Raw genomic sequence first — 19,548 nt, forward strand, 5'->3', positions numbered from 1 at the left:
AAATCGGCAACATGGACATTGCCGATATGCCAACAAACATTAACAATACTAAATGCTTGAATGATGAGTGTTTTATTAGATATTCATTAATCATTATAAAAAGAAAGGAGATTCTTCTCATGAAGAATCTCCCTGTGGATCATTATTTGGTAAATAGTTTTAGTAAATCTTCCACTAAATATTTTGGCATCACAAAAGAATCGGTAACATCCGAAGAAGAGGCTACATAACCTTCATCTGTCTCATTGTAAACAGTCAGTGACTTAGTACCATCACCTTCAAACTGTACTTCCAATGTTGGAGTTCCACTATTGGTGTCATCAAGGTAACTAGTGCAATTTAGTTGACCAAGCGTTCCTAATGAAGTCTCTAGTTTATCGGATTCCGCAAACTCTGTACCATCAGTATACCACTTGTCATCATTCTTATTAAGCATAATCCCCTCCTCACCCCTCATTAAGGATATAGAGCTAATCTTTGACTTGTCAAAGGTCAATACTCTTTTATCTCGTAAATCGGACGGATCTTTTGGAAATAGACTTTCGAAGTCTCCACTTACTGAGAATACACCTTTTTGGTTAGGAAATCTAACATAAGTACCTCCACCATTGGGTGTTCCCTTACCAAAAATTAATTCCTGCGATTTATCACCGGCAGTTACTTTGACAATTGTACCCTGTTCCTCATCAAGTTGGAACCTCTTATAGTTATCAGTATCTGATAATTTGTCTAAGATTTTCAGTGCGGTGACACTTTCGATGATTCGATTCATCTTTGTTGTTGTAATCTTCTTTTGTGTTGGTAATATCCAACTATCTCCATTTGTCGTTAGGACTGTTAAGCTGTCCTTTGGTCCGTAGGAGATTTCTGATACATCATCTTTTGAGTATTTGTCCCAATCAGGCATATCATAGGAAATACGACCTGAAGGTCTTAATACTAAGTATAAAACAGCAGCTAAAGCTATAACAGCAATAATGATTATTTCTTTTAACTTCATTTCTTCACAACTCCCATGAATTGTTGCTGTATCTTTTTCTTTCTTTTCATCCAATAAACCCAAACGATTAAGCCGGCTAGAATAACAAGTGCTGGTAGAATGGCAATGTTAAAGGTTTGAATGAATGTTTTTATCCCGCTGGACAAATCTCCTTTTTGGGGATTGAAAGCCATTCCTTTGGAACGCATGATGGCTAAATCTTCATTGCCAGCCATATAATCAACCACATTTTGAATAAATAAAGAATTAGGTGTTTGACCTTGAGCATCAAGAATATTGTCACCCAATACCTTAGAGCTACCTATAACGAATATTTTACCATCACCTTCTGTTACAGGATCTAGAACAGCGCTAGTATCCTTTAATACAATATCATCAGCACCTTCTTCTGCTTCTGCTTTAGGAGGTTCTGGGAGATCGTGACCACGAAAATAAGAATCAAAATGTCCATCAACAATAGCACTTAGGGGATATTGTTTTAGTTTATCTTCAGAGGGGGGGTAGATTGTTTGAGGGACTAAACTGATATTATCTGACATCTCCCAAGCTTCAGGACTCGACTGAAATAATATATGAGAATCAAGACCATCCTTATCCTGAATGTCTAAAGGTGCTATATCTAACATGACAAGCTTCTTTACAGTCCTCATGATACTAAATCCAGTATCAATATTGGCTTGATCTATTAAAGGAGCAAAGGGAAGTTCTATCTCTTCATAACCACCATTCCGGTTTTGACTTCGTTGGACATAACCTTCTTTGTCCATTAAATAGGACTGTTTGACATTGATGCCATGGAAAGCTAAGAGTTTTTCCAATCCTGTATCAATGGGTGTATAAGTTGGTTGTCCTCCAAAATAAGCCATTTGACCTTGAGGAGCCTCTTCCTTGAAAGGATCAAGGAAAATAAGCAGGGATCCTCCGTGTAAGAGAAATTGATCTAATTGATATAATTCCCAATCACTGAATTCCTCACTGACTCCAGCAATGATCAAGGTATCTAATCCTTTAGGAAGCTCATTCAGAGTTACTGGCTTGACGTCATAACCTTGAGATAGTAATTGATAGAAATTACCCAAAGCACCTGATTGCTGTTGTTGAGGTACATAAGGATTATTATAGAGAGCAGGAGCTCCATGGTCACTTAAGTATCCAATTGTTTTCTGGACTCCTAATAACTGGTCTGCTACGGATTTGATAGAATCAGGTAAAGTATCGGTCCCAATAATTCGATCCCCCAATATAGTTCTTTGAATAAGATCTATTGTGGAATAATTATCATCCTTTTCAACGATCAGAGCAGCATAAACTTTTTGTGTAGTTCCATCACGTTGACCAACATTGTAGGTTGTCAAATCATACTTTTGGATTTCACTATTACCGGATGTTGTGGGATCAATATACTCATAACTTAGGCGATCAAAATATTCAATATTGAGATCATCAACCACACTCTTTACTTGATCAGAATAATCACTGTAATCAGAACTTAATTGTGTTAACAATGAAGAAAATACCAACTTAACATTGATATTATTATCCATTGCAATAAGTGCATTTGTCTTAGCAGCCAGGTCATTGATAGTAGATGTAATCTGGTACTCCAAATTACTCTGAAAACCAAGGGTATTAATCGTTTGGGATAGATCTCCCTGCATTACTACAAGGCCCATATAGACACTGACTAAACTTACCTCATTATCGTCATAGCTTTGAATCTGAACAGGCTCGATGCCGTATTTTTGAGCTAATGTTGTTAACAGAGTCCCATTTTTGTCAGTCTTCTTACCATCTTTGTCTAATTCATATAGTTCATAGTTAAAATTACGATTAGACTCTAGAGAATACTCATCCATGAGATCTCGCATCTCCTGGGAGAGGTTATTATAAGGCTGGGGTAGACTCTCTGATAGAAAAACTCTAATGGTTAAGGGTTCTTCCAGAGAAGAAACGGAATCCTTAGACATCTTTGATAAGGAATATACTTGATTCTGAGTCAAATCCATTCTGAAGAAGAGAGTACTAGCTACCAGGTTGATTAACACAACAACGGCCACATAAGCCGCAAAACGTATCCATTCTTTATTTTTTATCTTCATAATCACTACCTCTTTTCCCTTTGAACCAGATAGGTTAGATGAAGGGCTACATAGGTTACACTCACAAAATAAATGAGATCTCGTGAATCAATAACCCCCTTAGCTATACTCTGGAAATGATAATCCGCTCCCAGATATTGAAGAAACCCTGTAAGAAAACCAGGAAGAAGGATTAACATCTTATCAACAAGAACCAAGAAGAAGTTGACCGCAACAGCTATGATGAACGCCACAATTTGATTGTGAGTCAACGAGGAAGCATATATACCGATGGCACAAAAAGCAGAGGCCAGAAAAACAGCGCCCACATACCCACCAATAACAGGCCCCCAGTCAAGGTCTCCAGTGACACCAACAAAAAAAGGATATATTAAGGTTGGTGCTATCATGATTAGTATCATAACTAGTGAAGATAAATATTTTCCGATTACTATCTCTAATCGTGTGATAGGTAAAGTAACAAGTATTTCATAGCTGCCACTACGGTATTCTTCAGAGAAAGATCTCATGGTCATGGCTGGGATGACAAAAGTTAATATCATAGGTAATAAGCTAAAATAATCACGTAAATCAACTCTTGCTGCAATAAAGAAGGTCGAAAAGAAAAACCATCCTGTTGTTACAAGAAATAATGTCATGATGATATAAGCAATGGGGCTGAAGAAGAGAGAGTGTAATTCTCTACGAAAGACTTTACTTGCTGAATTAAACTTCATCAGGAATGCCTCCTTGGGTCAATTCTTTAAAGACATTTTCAAGAGACTGTTGTTCCTGATTAAGTGTTAACAAAATCCAATCGGTTTTTTTTACACTTAGGTATATATCAGATCTCACATCTCTACTGGCAGTTAGTGATACAGAAAGAGAGTCTCGTTCCTCTTCTATTTCAACATTCTGTACACCTGTAATGGCTGACAGAACCTTTCTAACATCATCAGACTGAGCTTTCTGGAGAAGAAGCTGGACTTTACCAACCCCAGAGCCCTTTTCCCGAAGTTCAGCCATGGTACCATCGGCGGCAATTCGCCCTTTATTGATAATCACAACCCTATCACAGGTAGCTTCTGCTTCACTGAGAATATGAGTTGAGAATATGACAGTTTTTTCCTTACCAATCTCCTTGATAATGGAACGGATCTCCCTTATTTGGTTAGGGTCCAATCCACTTGTCGGTTCATCAAGAACCAGGATTTTGGGGTCACTCATCATAGCAAGTGCTAATCCGACTCTCTGTCTGTATCCTTTGGACAAGCTAGAGATTTCTTTATGCATTACATCTGTTATGCCACAAAGTTTGGATAGCTTTTTGACTCGTTCATTTTTGGCCTCTTTATCTAAACCTCTCATCCCTGCTATGTAATTAAGATAGTCAAAAACCAACATATCAGAATAAAGGGGTGAAGATTCAGGCAGATAGCCGATAACGGATTTAGCTTGCTCTGTTGCTGTGCGGACATCATGACCATCAACTAAAATAGTCCCGTCTGTAGGTTGAAGAAATCCTGTAAGAATTCGAAGAGTGGTTGATTTACCAGCACCATTTGGTCCTAATAAACCCATAATTTGTCCTTCGGGGATTTCTAAAGAGAGCTTGTCCACGGCCAGCACTTGGTCATAACTTTTCGAGAGATTCTCGATGCTGATCATAGATCCTCCTTTCTAGAATTGGAAAAATATTTTTGATAACTGTAGGTGTTTACCCACATTTTTGGCAACAATATACATGAGAGTTGGTTACAGTTTTTATTCTTTTTAACAGTTTTTAATAAAAAAGCCATCCTTATACTATAAGAATGGCGTTATATAATAGTTCTTAACCGACTCTTCGCTTCTGTCTGTCAAGTTCTTCTTGAACCTCAATGGTATACAATGCATAAGGAATAGCTTCTAACCGTTCCCTGGGAATAGGCTTTCCACTCTTCAAACAATATCCATATTGGTCATTTGCAATCCTAGCCAACGCTGCTTCAATGAGCCTTAGCCGTTTGACTTCTTGAGCTCCTAGGGCTTCCAAAGTTTTCATGTCGATGTCGTCACTGGCAACATCTACAAGATCTTTAGGGCCGTCGTTGTCAACAAGCTCTTGAAAATCTTCATCTTCATGAAGAAGCATTTCAAGGATACTTAATTTCATTTGCTCAAGCCTAGTTTTCATTTGGTCAATAAAGTCTTTATCAAAAGCCATGGCTTACTCCCCTTTCTTAAGCTACATTGAATTAATTTTTTTATAGCTCAAAATTGTGGTAAGTATCTATACTAACTTACCTAATTTGTCAATGTTTTCGTCTTGAGTTTACATAAAAAATCGTGAATACTACGAATTTAATCTGTATTTACCCAAAAAGCCCAATTTGGAGTCAAAAATGAACTCACTTCGATATACAAAATGGTCATCTTTGGTCAACACTATACCGTACAAATACTCTACTACTGTTGATCTCGAATATCTAGATAATTTGGCCATCAATTTACATCTGACCGAACAAGATCTTCGAAATCTCTTGGTAGTAGCAAGGGATCTACATCAATGGAATGAAGTCCCTCTATCCCAGGTACCTCTTAAGGAACCAGATACAGGTATTATCGGAAAAGCTAGAAAGAGCTTTATCCTCAAACAAATTTATAAACATTATAATCAACTTAGGGAAAAGGGCCAGAAGTATCTTCATTTTATACCCGAAAGAGATTTTAAAGCAGAACAGGTACATGTCATTACAGAAGATACAACCAACAGAAAACTATTGGGTAATTGTCCTGTAGCTTCCACAAAAACCAGATGTTGCAACCTGCATACTTTAGATGTTGTCCAAAGATGTGGCTTTGACTGTACCTACTGTTCAATACAATCCTTCTATACAAATGGAGAAGTTATTTTTGATTCAAAATTAGGGGAAAGGCTTAAAAAGCTTAATCTGGAACCAGAAAAAAAATATCACATAGGAACAGGTCAGTCTTCTGATTCTCTAATGTGGGGGAATAAAAATGGAATCCTAGATGACCTCCTAGAGTTTGCAGAACAACATGAAAATGTCATTTTGGAGATGAAAACAAAATCAGATCGTATGGCTCATCTCCTTACTAGGCCAGTACAAAAAAATGTCCTGTTAACATGGAGTTTGAATCCTCAATCCATTATAGATGGTGAAGAACATTTCACAGCTTCTCTCAAGGATCGAATAGAAGCCGCGAGAAAAGCAGCAGATCATGGGTATAAAGTGGGTTTTCATTTCCATCCTATGATACCTATAGAAGATTGGAAGGAAGAATATGGCCAGGTGATGGAACAGCTTCAGCACCTTTTTTCACCAGAAGAGGTTGTCACTATCAGTTTTGGGACTCTGACTTTTATTAAGCCCGTTTTAAAAATGATCAGATCCCGCAATATTACAACGAAGATTCTTCAAATGCCTTTAGAGGAAGCAGCTGGAAAATATTCTTATTCCTTGGATGTAAAGGAAGAATTATTCTCCTTCGCTTTTAATCAGTTCAGCAGATGGCATAGCCAGGTATTTTTCTATCTATGTATGGAGGATCCCGATTTATGGCAAAAATGTCTTAAGAGAGCCTATGCAGATAATGATGCATTTGAGAAAGATATGATCGATTCATACTTTACCAAAATGTACAGAAAAAAATGACGGACACTTTAAGCAATTGAGGCTATTCTTATAGGGAGGAGTTATTCATGCTAAGGAAATCTTTGCTTTTGGCCTTCTTAGTAATACCTTTGTTCTGGTTATTAGCAGAAGGGCAACAAGAAGCAAACATAGAAGCCAAAACATATACTCTCTATAGTGACTTATCACCAGAAGCTAACATTGTTCTACAAAATGTGATTGATAACTTTCATACTCATCGGCAAGACATCATTATAACAATTATAGATTCTTCAGAGGCTGATATATTGATCACCTCTTTTGAAAAAGGAAAAGATCTCTTTGATCAGGGTATTCTAACAACAGTGGAGGGATATGGTATAGATCAGAATTCCTACTTAGCCAATGCCTGGAAGGCTTTAAGTAAGGGAGATAAAGTCTTTGGACTGCCTTTATTTGTTGATTTTAACACTCTATATTATAGAGGACCTAATGATCTTCCCAAGCTGAATACGATTGATGATTTTATCCACTATAACCCCCAAGGACAAAAACTATTGCTCAATAAGAATTTTGACTATATCCAATGGAGTATGGGAATCTTTGGAGCCTCTGTGATTGATAAGAACAGAGACAAGCTGGAATCCTGGTTCACATGGCTAAAGGACATGAATCAAAGCTCAAACATTGAAATCCATTCAACTCAAGCAAATGTGGTCAATAAAGTTGTTCAAGGACAAAGGGTATACTTTGTAGATAGAACAGAGCATTTTATAGATTATAATCAGAGATTCAAAGTTAAAGTTACGTCCTTACCAAGTGGAACAGAGAATGCAGCCAAGCCTTTACTGTATGGGCAAGGATTATACATTAATAATAAGACTATAGAAGATACAAAGAACATTCTTATATTTGGGCAATACCTTAGTGCTCCCGAACAGGAAGCTTTGTTCATACCAGCCAGTAAAATACCTGCCAATGCGTTGGCAGACACTACGAAAGATTATCCACAAGTTCGGATACTACAACTTCAGACTGATAGTACCCTTCCCATTACAGAAGTAAAGAACGCTTCCAATGAAATGAAAGGTATGAACGATTTGGTTGATAGAATCTTGTCAGACGATATTACAATTAAAGAAGCTTTACAGTTGATTAGATAAAGAAAAAAACCCGAAGCCAAAAGGTTCGGGTTTTCATCTACATAAGCATTCGAGGCTTACGTGCGGTATTCTTTGTTTTTGAACATTCAGCAAAATGGCGAATTTTACCATTTTCGAATACTGATCTCATTATTATTTTACCGCCCCAGCGACTCATTAGTTCTTGAGCCCCTTCACGACGTGCGTTCTTTGATACAGGACCTGCCATAAGAATCAACTCCTTCCATTAGATACTGGCGTACATAATAGAGACTAGTATATTTTTGGTCAAGAATTCAAAGGAAGAATTTAGAGATATAAATTTTTATCTACCTTTTAAACACTTCCCAATCCCTATAAAGCAACATCAACAGAAGATTTATCCATCGTTCACGGAACAAAAGTACCAAAAGCTAGAGTGATATCTAAACTTCCTTACTGGGAACTCCTTTGACTATGTGAGAAAATTAAATCGATACATCTAGGGAATATCAAAATAAGATGGAGTGAAAATAATACACTAGATACTTTTAGAGAAGAGGAATCTTGCTATTTAGAAGACCTTGTTGATTACTAAGAAATATCTGCAGTATCTAACGACCTGGTAATTAGTGATCCTCAACAATAATGGAGAAAAGTATCACATAACTTTATGTAAACTTCGAATCACCAACTGCTTGTAAAGCTACATACACAGAAGATTTATCCTTAGTCCCAGGAGCAGAAGTACCAAAATCTGGAATGAGATCCAAACTTCCTTCATAGCTTACGTTTATAGATCCTGTAAAATGTCCTTCAAATAGGGGCTGAAACTTAGCGTATACTACCTGTCCCGTTTTGGGTATGGATAGAGTTAGCTCTTTTCCATACTCACCATTTTTCTCTAAGCTAATTTGAAAGAAGTCTGATAAACATTTAAGATGAATCACCCCATCTGTAATATTGAACTGAGTAATACGTATATTTATGATGCTTGAATCCCCTACTTTTGTAGGTTCAAATTCTCTCATTCCCCCATCTATCATTAGTCGTGAATCAGGTATCATAATGTACTCTTCTAAAATATTAGCTTCCACTAAACCTTTGATGGCCATTTCCGCTTGCCTTAGAGAACCTAATGTTCTCGTATGGGTACTGTCGTAGCTGTATATATTAAGAAGGCCCTCTTCTCCTTCTTCTTTATACACAGAACTTACATAATCCCGGCTCATACTTGTGATATCAATAACAGGAACATTGTGTTTACAAGCAATATCCTTCATGGCTTGAGGATAATTGCCTCTTGCTTTAGATTCTCCATTTTCAGGCGTAGTAAGATTGTGTTGCCCTTTCTGCAACAATTCCCCCTTTTCGAAATACTTTCTTACAAAGGGAGTAAAGAACACAGGAATAGCACCAAGTTCTCGAATTTCTAATATGTAACGTTCCAAATAATCTGTGTAAGTTCCTGCACGTGATCCATTTTGATTTGTCTTGGCAAAGCTTAGGTATTTTCTGCCATCACCAGCTGGAAGCTTTTGATCATTATGACCAAATTGCATAAAAACCATAGTACGAATATTAGTTTTTTTATTAGCAGCTAGAAGTTCTCTTACAACAGGCCACCGAACTGATTCCGTATAGAAGCTACGCGAACTCCTTCCTCCCATAGGGATATTGTTATTGACAATAATGCGATAATCAAAGAATAAAGACAGCAATTGTCCCCAACCACATTGATCATATCCATAAGAAGTATCATAGGTTCGCATCATAGAATCACCACACATGATTATTTCAATAGTATCATCATTAATGTGTTGGGGTTTCTTATAATCCGTGCTTGATGGTCTATTTACATCCGGAAGATCTACCAAACAAGAATCACAGATATCGGGCTGATTTTCAACATAAGCATAGATAGTTGCTCTTCCACCGGCCACAGAAGTTACAAGTCCTGTGGCACTTACTTGAGCCACATAAGGATCAGAACTTACCCATTTAATGGACTTAAAATGATGACTAGTTTTTATGTCTAATTGTAGTTCTTCATCAGGTAATTCAAAACTATGCTGGTGTTTAATGAGTGACAAGCTTTGGGGCATACAAAATCTCCTACCTTATAGAATCAAGTAAAGCTACTTTTATTCCAGCTATTGAACAAGGGACAATTATTCAACAGGAAGGCACATTTATGACTCTCTTTTCAATTACATATTTGTCGGCTATATTGGGATACATACATGAAGAGAGTCATATTATTAACATTACTAAGTATTTTATTATTTTCTTGTTCACCTCATATCGTTCTTGAAGGATCAGAGAGCAATCTTAATTTGCTCAACCTCCAGGAAGAGGAAGAATATCAACTAAATGATAAACAATATCAAAGTTTTATCCCTCTAGATGAACCAAATGATAAAAAGCTTCCCAATTTGATTATCACTGTTGAACAAAAAGGCTGGAACAATGAAACAAAGGAATTTGAAAATACACTATTCGATAAGGAAAATTATCGTTTAGTAGAATCTGTGCTCATTAAGCAATCTTGGTATAGTCCTGTTGCTAATCTATGGGAGTCAGACCCTTTTCAACCATTCCTAACAGCTCCTAAGGATATTAAAAAGGGAGAACTTAGTTCTGAGATAAACAAACAATATCCAACTATAATTAATGTGAAAGATATTAAAGCACCCTTAAAAGGAATCAGCTTATGGGGTAGTCACTTAGGTGATAAACATTATCCACTTGTACAGAATATTTATCTTAACCTTTATGAAGCAATTGCACATCCTTTAAAAGATAAAGACTTACAGGAATACATAAAAGTCCTTTCCTCCTATAAGACAAATCCACAGTCCTTTGATGTCTATTGGCTAGGCGCTAATGGCGATATGATATTTCAAAGGGGGGTTGATACCTTATTCAGGAGAAGCAACGGTTCAACAAAGCTCTTTAATGACACTTTGAAAATTATACCTCAAGTGGATTTAATGATAGGCAATCTGGAAGGGTCAGTTACTTTAAGGTCAAATAGGACAACAAAATCATATAATTTTAAATTTCCACCTTTTATTCTGGGTAAATTAAAGTCCCTTGGCTATGATTTTTTAAGCGTTAATAATAATCACAGCTATGATTATGGAGAGTTGGGGTTTAAGGATACTTTAAAATATTTTAAAGAGGCAAAGATGCCTACAGCAGGTGTCGGATTAACACCGGAAGAAGCCAGTAAACCTTGGACTTTTACAAAGAATGGTCAGAAAATAAATGTTATAACCTTGGGAGCCTTTCCTCAAGAAAGAAATGGTTTTAATGGGGAAAAACAGGCATCAGTCACAACATCAAGGGCTGGTATTCTTTGGAACAATGCCCTCGGGATAGAAGCTGTAAAAACGGCTTTTAGTGATCCAAAAGACATAAATATCCTTTATTTTCATGGTGGTAGAGAATACCAAGAGACTCCTTACAAAGAACAAATCAAGCTATACCAACAAATGATTGATTATAATGCAGACGTAGTATTGGGTAGCCATCCTCATGTTATTCAAGGCTTACAACAGTATAAAAATGGTCTCATAGCTTATTCACTGGGTAATTTTATCTTTCCGGGAATGGAAGAAATGAAGCATGGTGAAGAATCTATGATTCTCGTGGTAGGTTTTCTAAATGGATATCCTTTTTATATTGAACCATTAGGGGTCCAAATATCTGGAATACCAATAAAATTGGATAAAACTGGTTCTATTGTAAAAAGGTTAAATCAGCTAACCAAAGCTTTAAAATAAAATGTTTTAAGCTAAATAAGGTGTTATTCTTAAGAGAAAATAAAGGAGAAAATTTTGAAACGTTTTTATTTAATGACCATTGTGTTGGCTTTAAGTCTTATGGCTTGTCAACAACAGGCAAAAGTGTTGATTCCTGCCGATTCTAATGTCGTTCAAGCTCATACCTCTGGACTAATTGATAGACATAGTAGTGTCAAAGTACTTTTTGTGGATCCTGTTGTTGAGGATGACCTTATAGGTCAAGATATTGCAAGTCCCTTTGAATTTTCTCACAATATAAAAGGGGAAGCAAAATGGACCAATAATAATCTATTAGAGTTCATACCGAAAACAGAATTGCCTATAGATGAAACAATACAGGTTAAAGTAAGTTTAAATGATTTGCTACCTAATAAAAATATAGAAGATTTTTCCTTTAATTTTCATACTATCCTACCTACAGTTGAATTACTATCTAACAGACTTGAAACGGCGGAAGATAGTGATGATATTATGAATTATTATGGTGAGTATCAGTTCTCTGAAGCTCAAGATATAAACCTTTTAAAGAGGGTTACCTCATTATCCAATGGAATTAAAGATGAACAAATAATTTGGACAGAGGAAGGAAATAACAAATATCGACTCATGGTAAGTCAGCTTCCTAAAATAGAGTCAGATCAAAAAGTAAAATTGAAATTAGAGTTAAAGACCCTCGATATTAAAGAAAACTTACAATCTGAATTTACCATTCCTGCCCTTGGTAGTTTTCATGTAGCACAGGTATCACCAATCAGACAGGATAGTGAATATATACAGGTTGAATTTACTGATAGTCTTAATCTGGAGCAAAACCTGGAAGGGTTGATTAAAACAGGGAATGAGACTGACAATTTACGTTTTGAAATAGATAAGAATATTGTAAAGGTATATTCCACAACAAAGTTCAAAGGTAAAGTTGATTTATACCTAGATAAATCCATCAAAAATGTAAGCGACAATAAGTTAGGACACCCCCAAACACGAAAAGTATTCTTTCCCCGGGAAATTCCAGAAGTTAGATTTTTAGGTAAAGGAAACATTCTACCTACAACTCAAGGGGCAACATTGCCTATTGAAACAAGAAATCTTAATGGGGTAATGATAGAAGTTACTCATATCCCGGATCATAACATCCTTCAATTTCTCCAAATCAATGATTATAACGGTGACAAGGAGTTATATAGAGTTGGTAAAGTCGTTTGGCGAGACACAATACCTCTTGAGTGGGATTCCTCTAAAACTGATATATGGGTACGTCATGGTTTAAACCTAGAGCCTTTATTAAGAAAATACCCTGCTGGAATGTTTAGATTCAGACTTACATTTACCCATGATCAAGTAGAATACCACGATGGTAGTTATACAGAAAATCCTGACAGACAAGAAAATAATAATGTATTTGAGTCAGATTCAGGAGAAGCAGCTGAAACAAGTTACTGGGACAATTGGCAACCAAGTTATGGAAGCTGGCGATATAGAAAATATAGAAAAGATCCCTCCCACTTCGCTTATTACATGAAATGGGGTGATCACGATATCACACAGAGTAAGAATATACTAATATCTGATATAGGGGTGATGGCAAAACAGGATTTTAGCGGCCAATATTATATAAGTGCGACAGATGTTAAAACAGCTGGGCCATTACCTAATACTCAGCTATCATTTTATGACTTTCAGAAAAATCTATTAGATCAAGGGACAACAGATGGAAATGGATTTTACCTATACAAAAAAGATACATTACCAAGATTTCTAGTAGCTCAAAACAAGAATCAAAAAACTTACATGAAGCTGGATCAGAATAATAAACTATCCATTAGCCACTTCCCTGTTGAAGGGGTTAAAAACTTAGAAGGCTTCGATGGTTTTATATTTGGAGAAAGGGGAGTTTGGAGACCTGGAGACACTATCCATTTAAATTTTATTCTGGTGGATTACCAAAAGACCCTTCCTTCCAGTCATCCCGTATCCTTAATGGTATATAATGCCCAGGGGAAACTGGCATACAGAGAGACTCAGAACAAATCTACTGATGGATTTTACTATTTCCCTTTTGTTACAGAGTCTAATGCACCTACAGGTAACTGGACAGCTAAGATAAAAGTGGGAAATAGATCTTTTGAAAAAATACTCAAAGTAGAAACAGTTAAACCTAATCGTCTTAAAATAGACCTGAACCTGGAAGATTCTGAAAAAGGACTATCGGGAAATACCATTCGAGGACAGTTACACTCAGAATGGTTACATGGGGCTTCAGCTCCTAATTTTGAGGCAGAAGTTAAAGTTAGTTTTGTACCGACTGCTACCCGATTTACAGAATATCCAGAATACACCTTTGAAGACGCTTCCAGATCCTTCAAAGTGGAAGAACAAGAATTTTTTGAAGGGAATCTGGACAAGGAAGGAAACGCTGATATTTACAAGAGAATATATTTAAACGGTACAGCACCTGGTAAGTTAAAAGCATCCTTTCAGACTCAAGTTTTTGAGCCTTCAGGAGACTTTAGTACTTCATACACAAGTTATGATTACTGGCCTTATGATGAATATGTTGGAATAAAAACTCCAAAAGGTGACAAAGCTAGAGGAATGCTTTTGACTGATAAAGAACACCCTTTAGATATTGTGATGGTGGATAGCCAAGGAAAACCCATAAATCAGGGGCAAGTAAAAGCAGAATTATACAAGATAAACTGGCGATGGTGGTGGGAAACAGGTTCAGAAGATCTTGCCAATTATGTCAGTCGAAATAACCTCAAACCTATTAGCTCTGGATATGTGAAAATTAATAACGGAAAAGGGTCTTGGAACTTTGAAGTAAAATACCCGTCTTGGGGTCGTTATATGTTACGAGTTACTGATACAAAGGGAAATCATTCAGCTAGTAAAATTGTTTATATAGATTGGCCAGGATGGGCCGGTCGTGCACAAAAAGACGGGGGAAGTGGAGCTTCCATGTTGATGATGACAACAGACCAAGACAAGTATAATGTTGGTGATACTATTAACTTAAACATTCCAACATCTCACCAAGGTCGAGTATTGGTTACATTAGAAAGCAAAGGGGCCATCATATCCCAAGAGTGGATTAGACCTAAGAAAGAAAACACTATCTATAGCTTTAAAGCAAAATCGGAGATGGCACCTAATATTTATGCCCATGTAACCTATCTACAACCTCACCTTCAGACAGCTAATGATCTTCCTTTGCGGCTTTATGGAGTGGTGCCTATCTATGTAGATAACCCGGCCTCTCATCTCTATCCGGAAATCCTATCAACTGAAGTATTTAAACCGGAATCAGACGTGTCTATTACAATCAAAGAAAGAACTGGAAAAGGAATGACCTACTCCTTAGCTGTAGTTGATGAAGGATTATTAGGTTTGACAGCCTATAAAGCACCTAATCCTTGGGGACATTTTTATCAAAAGCAGTCTTCTAATTTGTCTACCTGGGACATATACGATTACATCTTGAATGCTTATTCAGGGAAATTAAATACATTACTCGCTATCGGTGGTTCAGATGGAATTAAGAAAGGTGGTGGATCAGAAGTCAATAGATTCAAACCTGTCGTCAAAGTCTTTGCTCCTGTAACCTTAGGTCCAGGAGAACAAAAAACTCAAACATTTAAAATGCCTCAATATGTAGGAGCTGTTCGAATAATGGTTATTGCAGCCAAAGAGCAATCTTTCGGTGTAGCTGAGAAATCTGTAAAGGTTAAAGACGACTTAATGGTGTTGGGGACCTTACCAAGAACGGTTGGTCCAGAAGAAGAGGTAGAGGTCCCAGTTACAGTGTTCAGAATGAATGATAACATTAAGGACGTTAGTGTGGCACTTCGCGTTCAAGGTCCTGCAGAAATCATTGGAGAGAATAGAAAATCCATTTCTTTTGATCATGAAAATGATAAATCTACTAGTTTTAAGATCAGAATACTTAATGAGTCAGGTCATATAACAACAACCCTATTAGCCTCTTCTGGAAGCAATACAGCTATCAATAAAACTGACGTTCCTATCAGAATACCCGCAGTTACTACAACTAGAACAGATACACAACTATTACAACCTAATGAAACATGGAGACGTGAAGTTAATTTCTTCGGGTACAAAGGGACTAACGGAATTAAACTTGAACTGTCACAAATGCCACCCATAGATATTGAAAGACGATTGGATTATCTCATTCGCTACCCCCACGGTTGTATAGAACAAACAACAAGTTCTGTATTCCCCCAAGTATATTTAGATAAATTTGTGGATTTAACTCCTGAGAAAATAAATCAAATACAAGACAACATAAAAGCAGGAATTGAGAGACTGGGAAGCTTTCAAACTCTTGAGGGAGGCTTTTCCTACTGGCCTGGCCAAAGTCATGTTAATAATTGGGGTAGCAATTATGCAGGCCATTTCTTGCTGGAGGCAAAAAGTCGTGGTTATGCTATCCCAACAGGATTGTTACAAGGATGGCAGGCCTACCAGAAAAAAACAGCTAATACATGGCAAGGTACTAGCAAAGGTTCCATAGCTGATCAAGCTTATAGACTTTACACATTGGCTCTAGCAGGGGAAGGTCAGATAGGTGCTATGAATCGCTTGAAAGAACAGGACAACTTACAAGGTGCTGCACTTTGGAGATTAGCATCAGCCTATGCGTTGATAGGACAAAAAAGGATTGCTAGTTCCATGATTAGTAATGCCGGAATATCAATTGATGATTACGTAGAGACTTCTGGTACTTTTGGATCAAAAACCAGAGATGAGGCGATGATACTCGAATCTGCCTTGTTGCTGGATAGAAACAAGGAATCCTTTAACTTGGCTAAAACATTGGCCAATAGCCTTAGTAGTCAAGACTATATGAGTACCCAAACAACATCCTATGCACTTATTGCTATGGCAAAGTATTCCCTTTCTCAATCGGAAAATAGTCCGATCAATGCATTTTATAGCTATAATAACCAATCAGATCAGATCACTACAGATAAGAATATTGTGATGAGAGACTTCTCAGTTAATGAGGATAGTAAGGTAGTAGAGATCAAGAACACTGGTAAAAACCCTCTTTATCTCAGACTATTCACAACAGGAATACCCCTCAAAAAAGAAGAAACTCCTATTAGTAAAGGTCTAACTATGGATGTTCGTTATCAGGATCTTAATGGAAGAAGTGTTAATCCTGGCGTGAGTTTTAAAGGCCAAGATATCAAAATAAAAGTGACCTTAAGAAATCGGACAAGAAACAAAGTAGAACATTTAGCCTTAACACAACTGATTCCCACTAGTTGGGAAATCTACAATGAACGAATGAGTCTTGGAGATGGTGTTAAAAATAGTGGATATGAGTATAGAGACATTAGAGACGATAGAGTATTAACATACTTTTCTTTAAATGCAAATGAATCAAAAACTTTTGAAGTACTAGTCAATAATGCCTACTCTGGAACCTATTACCTTCCTATGATCAAAGCAGAAGCTATGTATGATAATTCTATTGAAGCAGTGGTCCCAGGATACTGGCTAGGTCGTAAATAAATGATTGATTTTCGCAAAATAAAAGACCGGATAGTTCGCTATCCGGTTTTTTGGTTTCTATCATTTTCACTCCTGGTATTTTATTTTATTCTGCCTCGTCCTCTTTTTAAGGATGATTACTCGACAGTTCTCTTAGATAAGAATGATCAATTACTATCTGCTCAGCTGGCGAAGGATGGGCAATGGCGTTTTCCCCCAGTAAAAAAACTACCCTACAAATACAAAACGGCCTTATTAAATTTTGAAGATCATCATTTTTATTACCATCCTGGAATAGATCCAATGGCTGTGGTAAGAGCTACTATCCAGAACATACAAGAAGGTTCAGTCGTATCCGGAGCTAGTACGATAACCATGCAAGTAGCCCGTCTGAGCTACGGTAATCAAAAAAGAACTATTCTGCAAAAAATTAAAGAGATGTTCATTGCTCTTCGCATCGAATGTTCCTATTCAAAAGATGAAATACTCATACTTTTTGCCTCTCATGCTCCCTATGGTGGTAATATTGTAGGTCTTGATACAGCAGCCTGGCGTTATTTTAACAGATCAGCAGATAATTTAAGTTGGGCAGAAAGTGCCCTATTAGCTGTTCTACCCAATAGCCCATCCTTACTTCATCTTGGGAAAAATAGAAGTTTTCTAAAGGACAAAAGAGATCGGCTATTACAAAACTTATACAAAAACAGGTACATCAACGAAGAGACTTTAAACTTAAGTATCATTGAGCCCTTACCACAAAAACCCCATGAAATAGCCCAAGAGGGATATCATCTGATGATGACCCATAATAAACATCATCAAAACAGTAAAAGCCTAATTTCAACAACAATTGATCTTAACCTCCAAAGAAAAATCGGTGATGTTCTCATTAGGCATTACAACAAATGGGAAGGTAATGGTATTCACAACATGGCAGCATTGATAATCGATGTCCCTACAGGAAAAGTATTAGCTTATGAAGGAAACTTACCTATCAATTTTAATGGGGGCAGTGCTAAACATGTAGATATTATCCAAGCAAGACGAAGCACGGGAAGTCTGCTCAAGCCGTTCCTTTACGCAAGTATGTTAGATGATGGGATGATCTTACCTGATTCTCTTATAGCGGATATACCGACTTTCATGGGTGGGTATAGACCTGAAAACTACAACCAAGATTACATGGGTGCTGTTAAAGCAAGTGTAGCCCTCGCCAGCTCTCTTAATGTACCTACTGCAAGAATGCTTCGTGACTATGGGATTGATCGCTTTTATAACCAATTAAAACGCTTTGGGATGACAACTCTAGATCGTCCTGTTGATAGCTATGGCATTACTCTCATATTGGGAGGAGCAGAATCCACTCTATGGAACTTAACAAGTCTTTATGCTTCTCTGGGACGAAGTGTCCTCAGAGAGAATAGGGATACAGAATATACTTTTTTTTCACCACATTATATTAAGGGAGAACAGTCAACTAATGTTCATAAAGCACCTGTCTCCAAAGGTGTTATCAGTTTAACTCTCGATACCTTACTTTCTGTGAATAGACCGAATGAAGAAGGAGCCTGGCAGGAGTTTTCTTCAGGAAGAGCCGTATCATGGAAAACAGGAACAAGCTATGGTTATAGAGATGCATGGGCTATTGGAATCACACCTCAATATGCAGTAGGTGTATGGGTAGGGAATGCAAATGGAGAAGGTCGACCTAAATTAACAGGAAGTTTAGCGGCAGCTCCCTTATTATTCGATATTTTCTCTTATTTACCTGTAACAAACTCTTTCGAACCCAACCACACAGGTTTAGTTCAATCGGAAGTATGTGTTCAAAGTGGCTACCTTCCAGGTCCTTACTGTGATGATACAATAATGAGATGGATACCCGAAAAAGGATTAAGTTCTCAAGTATGTCCTTTTCACAAAGAGTTGCATTTAGACAGTAATGAAGAATATCAAGTGACAACAGAGATTATGGATGTAGATGACATTGTTACAAAACATTGGTTTGTTCTACCTCCCACTATGGCCTGGTATTACCAAAAAAGGAATTTTGACTATATTCCACCGCCCCCTTTCAAAGAAGGCATATCCCAAAATCAATCCTTGTCCATTTTGAGTCCCAGTACTAATTCCCAAATATATCTGCCTATTGATTTCAATGGACAGAGTCAAAGTATGATTATGGAAGCTCATACGGCTATTCCCCATAGCACTTTATATTGGCATCTAGATGATCAACTTATTGGTATAACAACTGATTCTCATAAATTAGAATACAAACCTAATACAGGGCAGCATAAGCTAACTGTCCTAGACAAATGGGGAAATGAAAACTCAATCAGGTTTGAAGTTCTATCAAAATAATGTTGGTATAATAACTTTTAGTCTGATAAAATACTGTCA

General features: G+C 37.0%; 12 protein-coding genes. 5 read left to right on the top strand and 7 right to left on the bottom strand.

Going from position 1 to position 19,548, the window contains the following annotated elements:
* Window positions 1–142: 142 nt before the first annotated feature.
* The 5 genes from K345_RS0100100 to K345_RS0100120 all read right to left on the bottom strand — a co-directional run bounded on the left by K345_RS0100100 (window position 143) and on the right by K345_RS0100120 (window position 5,284).
* Window positions 143–1,000 carry a DUF4340 domain-containing protein gene (locus K345_RS0100100; RefSeq protein WP_028972436.1) on the bottom strand — a complete coding sequence of 286 codons (858 nt, stop codon included), beginning with the start codon at window positions 998–1,000 and terminating at the stop codon, window positions 143–145.
* Window positions 997–3,099 (bottom strand): Gldg family protein, encoded by a 2,103-nt coding sequence (locus K345_RS0100105; RefSeq protein WP_028972437.1) that lies wholly within the window; start codon window positions 3,097–3,099, stop codon window positions 997–999. Before K345_RS0100105 ends, K345_RS0100100 begins: the two co-directional genes overlap by 4 nt.
* A 5-nt stretch (window positions 3,100–3,104) precedes the next feature.
* The gene (locus tag K345_RS0100110) at window positions 3,105–3,815 is read right to left on the bottom strand and encodes an ABC transporter permease subunit (RefSeq protein ID WP_037570666.1); all 711 of its coding nucleotides are present in this window, start codon (window positions 3,813–3,815) and stop codon (window positions 3,105–3,107) included.
* Complete coding sequence (locus K345_RS0100115) at window positions 3,805–4,746, bottom strand: ABC transporter ATP-binding protein (protein WP_028972439.1); 942 nt, start codon at window positions 4,744–4,746, stop codon at window positions 3,805–3,807. The genes K345_RS0100110 and K345_RS0100115 overlap by 11 nt, the downstream gene beginning before the upstream one ends.
* Before the next feature lie 166 nt (window positions 4,747–4,912).
* Window positions 4,913–5,284, bottom strand: coding sequence for a TraR/DksA family transcriptional regulator (locus tag K345_RS0100120; RefSeq protein ID WP_037570668.1), 372 nt, complete (start codon window positions 5,282–5,284; stop codon window positions 4,913–4,915).
* 178 nt (window positions 5,285–5,462) lie between these two features.
* Between K345_RS0100120 and K345_RS0100125 the strand changes: the two genes are divergently transcribed.
* Both K345_RS0100125 and K345_RS0100130 read left to right on the top strand, forming a co-directional pair.
* On the top strand, window positions 5,463–6,737 hold the full coding sequence (locus tag K345_RS0100125) for an SPL family radical SAM protein (protein ID WP_028972441.1): 1,275 nt from the start codon (window positions 5,463–5,465) through the stop codon (window positions 6,735–6,737).
* A 47-nt stretch (window positions 6,738–6,784) separates the two neighbouring features.
* A complete protein-coding gene (locus K345_RS0100130; protein WP_028972442.1) occupies window positions 6,785–7,858 on the top strand; it encodes an extracellular solute-binding protein in 1,074 nt (357 codons plus the stop codon).
* Between the two features lie 37 nt (window positions 7,859–7,895).
* Here K345_RS0100130 and K345_RS23275 read toward each other — a convergent pair whose 3' ends face one another.
* Together K345_RS23275 and K345_RS0100140 are read right to left on the bottom strand one after the other, a co-directional pair.
* Window positions 7,896–8,066 carry a hypothetical protein gene (locus K345_RS23275; protein ID WP_169714737.1) on the bottom strand — a complete coding sequence of 57 codons (171 nt, stop codon included), beginning with the start codon at window positions 8,064–8,066 and terminating at the stop codon, window positions 7,896–7,898.
* Between the two features lie 421 nt (window positions 8,067–8,487).
* Window positions 8,488–9,921: an Ig-like domain-containing protein gene (locus K345_RS0100140; RefSeq protein ID WP_028972443.1), complete on the bottom strand. Its 1,434-nt coding sequence runs from the start codon at window positions 9,919–9,921 to the stop codon at window positions 8,488–8,490.
* A gap of 138 nt (window positions 9,922–10,059) precedes the next feature.
* On the opposite strand from K345_RS0100140, the gene K345_RS21970 reads away from it, so the two are divergent.
* From K345_RS21970 to pbpC, 3 genes are read left to right on the top strand one after another with little or no spacing between them, the layout of a single operon-like run.
* The gene (locus tag K345_RS21970; RefSeq protein WP_053227925.1) at window positions 10,060–11,604 is read left to right on the top strand and encodes a CapA family protein; all 1,545 of its coding nucleotides are present in this window, start codon (window positions 10,060–10,062) and stop codon (window positions 11,602–11,604) included.
* A 54-nt stretch (window positions 11,605–11,658) separates the two neighbouring features.
* Window positions 11,659–17,166: an alpha-2-macroglobulin family protein gene (locus K345_RS0100150; protein ID WP_053227926.1), complete on the top strand. Its 5,508-nt coding sequence runs from the start codon at window positions 11,659–11,661 to the stop codon at window positions 17,164–17,166.
* On the top strand, window positions 17,167–19,509 hold the full coding sequence (gene pbpC, locus K345_RS0100155; RefSeq protein WP_028972445.1) for a penicillin-binding protein 1C: 2,343 nt from the start codon (window positions 17,167–17,169) through the stop codon (window positions 19,507–19,509).
* The last annotated feature ends 39 nt before the right edge of the window (window positions 19,510–19,548 follow it).

It is taken from the genome of Spirochaeta cellobiosiphila DSM 17781, assembly GCF_000426705.1.
Classification (GTDB): Bacteria; Spirochaetota; Spirochaetia; order DSM-17781; family DSM-17781; genus Spirochaeta_E; species Spirochaeta_E cellobiosiphila.

Coding starts and splice junctions, on each gene's coding strand:
- K345_RS0100100 (WP_028972436.1), bottom strand. CDS start 1,000: ATGAAGTTAAAAGAAATAATCATTATTGCTGTTATAGCTTTAGCTGCT.
- K345_RS0100105 (WP_028972437.1), bottom strand. CDS start 3,099: ATGAAGATAAAAAATAAAGAATGGATACGTTTTGCGGCTTATGTGGCC.
- K345_RS0100110 (WP_037570666.1), bottom strand. CDS start 3,815: ATGAAGTTTAATTCAGCAAGTAAAGTCTTTCGTAGAGAATTACACTCT.
- K345_RS0100115 (WP_028972439.1), bottom strand. CDS start 4,746: ATGATCAGCATCGAGAATCTCTCGAAAAGTTATGACCAAGTGCTGGCC.
- K345_RS0100120 (WP_037570668.1), bottom strand. CDS start 5,284: ATGGCTTTTGATAAAGACTTTATTGACCAAATGAAAACTAGGCTTGAG.
- K345_RS0100125 (WP_028972441.1), top strand. CDS start 5,463: ATGAACTCACTTCGATATACAAAATGGTCATCTTTGGTCAACACTATA.
- K345_RS0100130 (WP_028972442.1), top strand. CDS start 6,785: ATGCTAAGGAAATCTTTGCTTTTGGCCTTCTTAGTAATACCTTTGTTC.
- K345_RS23275 (WP_169714737.1), bottom strand. CDS start 8,066: ATGGCAGGTCCTGTATCAAAGAACGCACGTCGTGAAGGGGCTCAAGAA.
- K345_RS0100140 (WP_028972443.1), bottom strand. CDS start 9,921: ATGCCCCAAAGCTTGTCACTCATTAAACACCAGCATAGTTTTGAATTA.
- K345_RS21970 (WP_053227925.1), top strand. CDS start 10,060: ATGAAGAGAGTCATATTATTAACATTACTAAGTATTTTATTATTTTCT.
- pbpC (WP_028972445.1), top strand. CDS start 17,167: ATGATTGATTTTCGCAAAATAAAAGACCGGATAGTTCGCTATCCGGTT.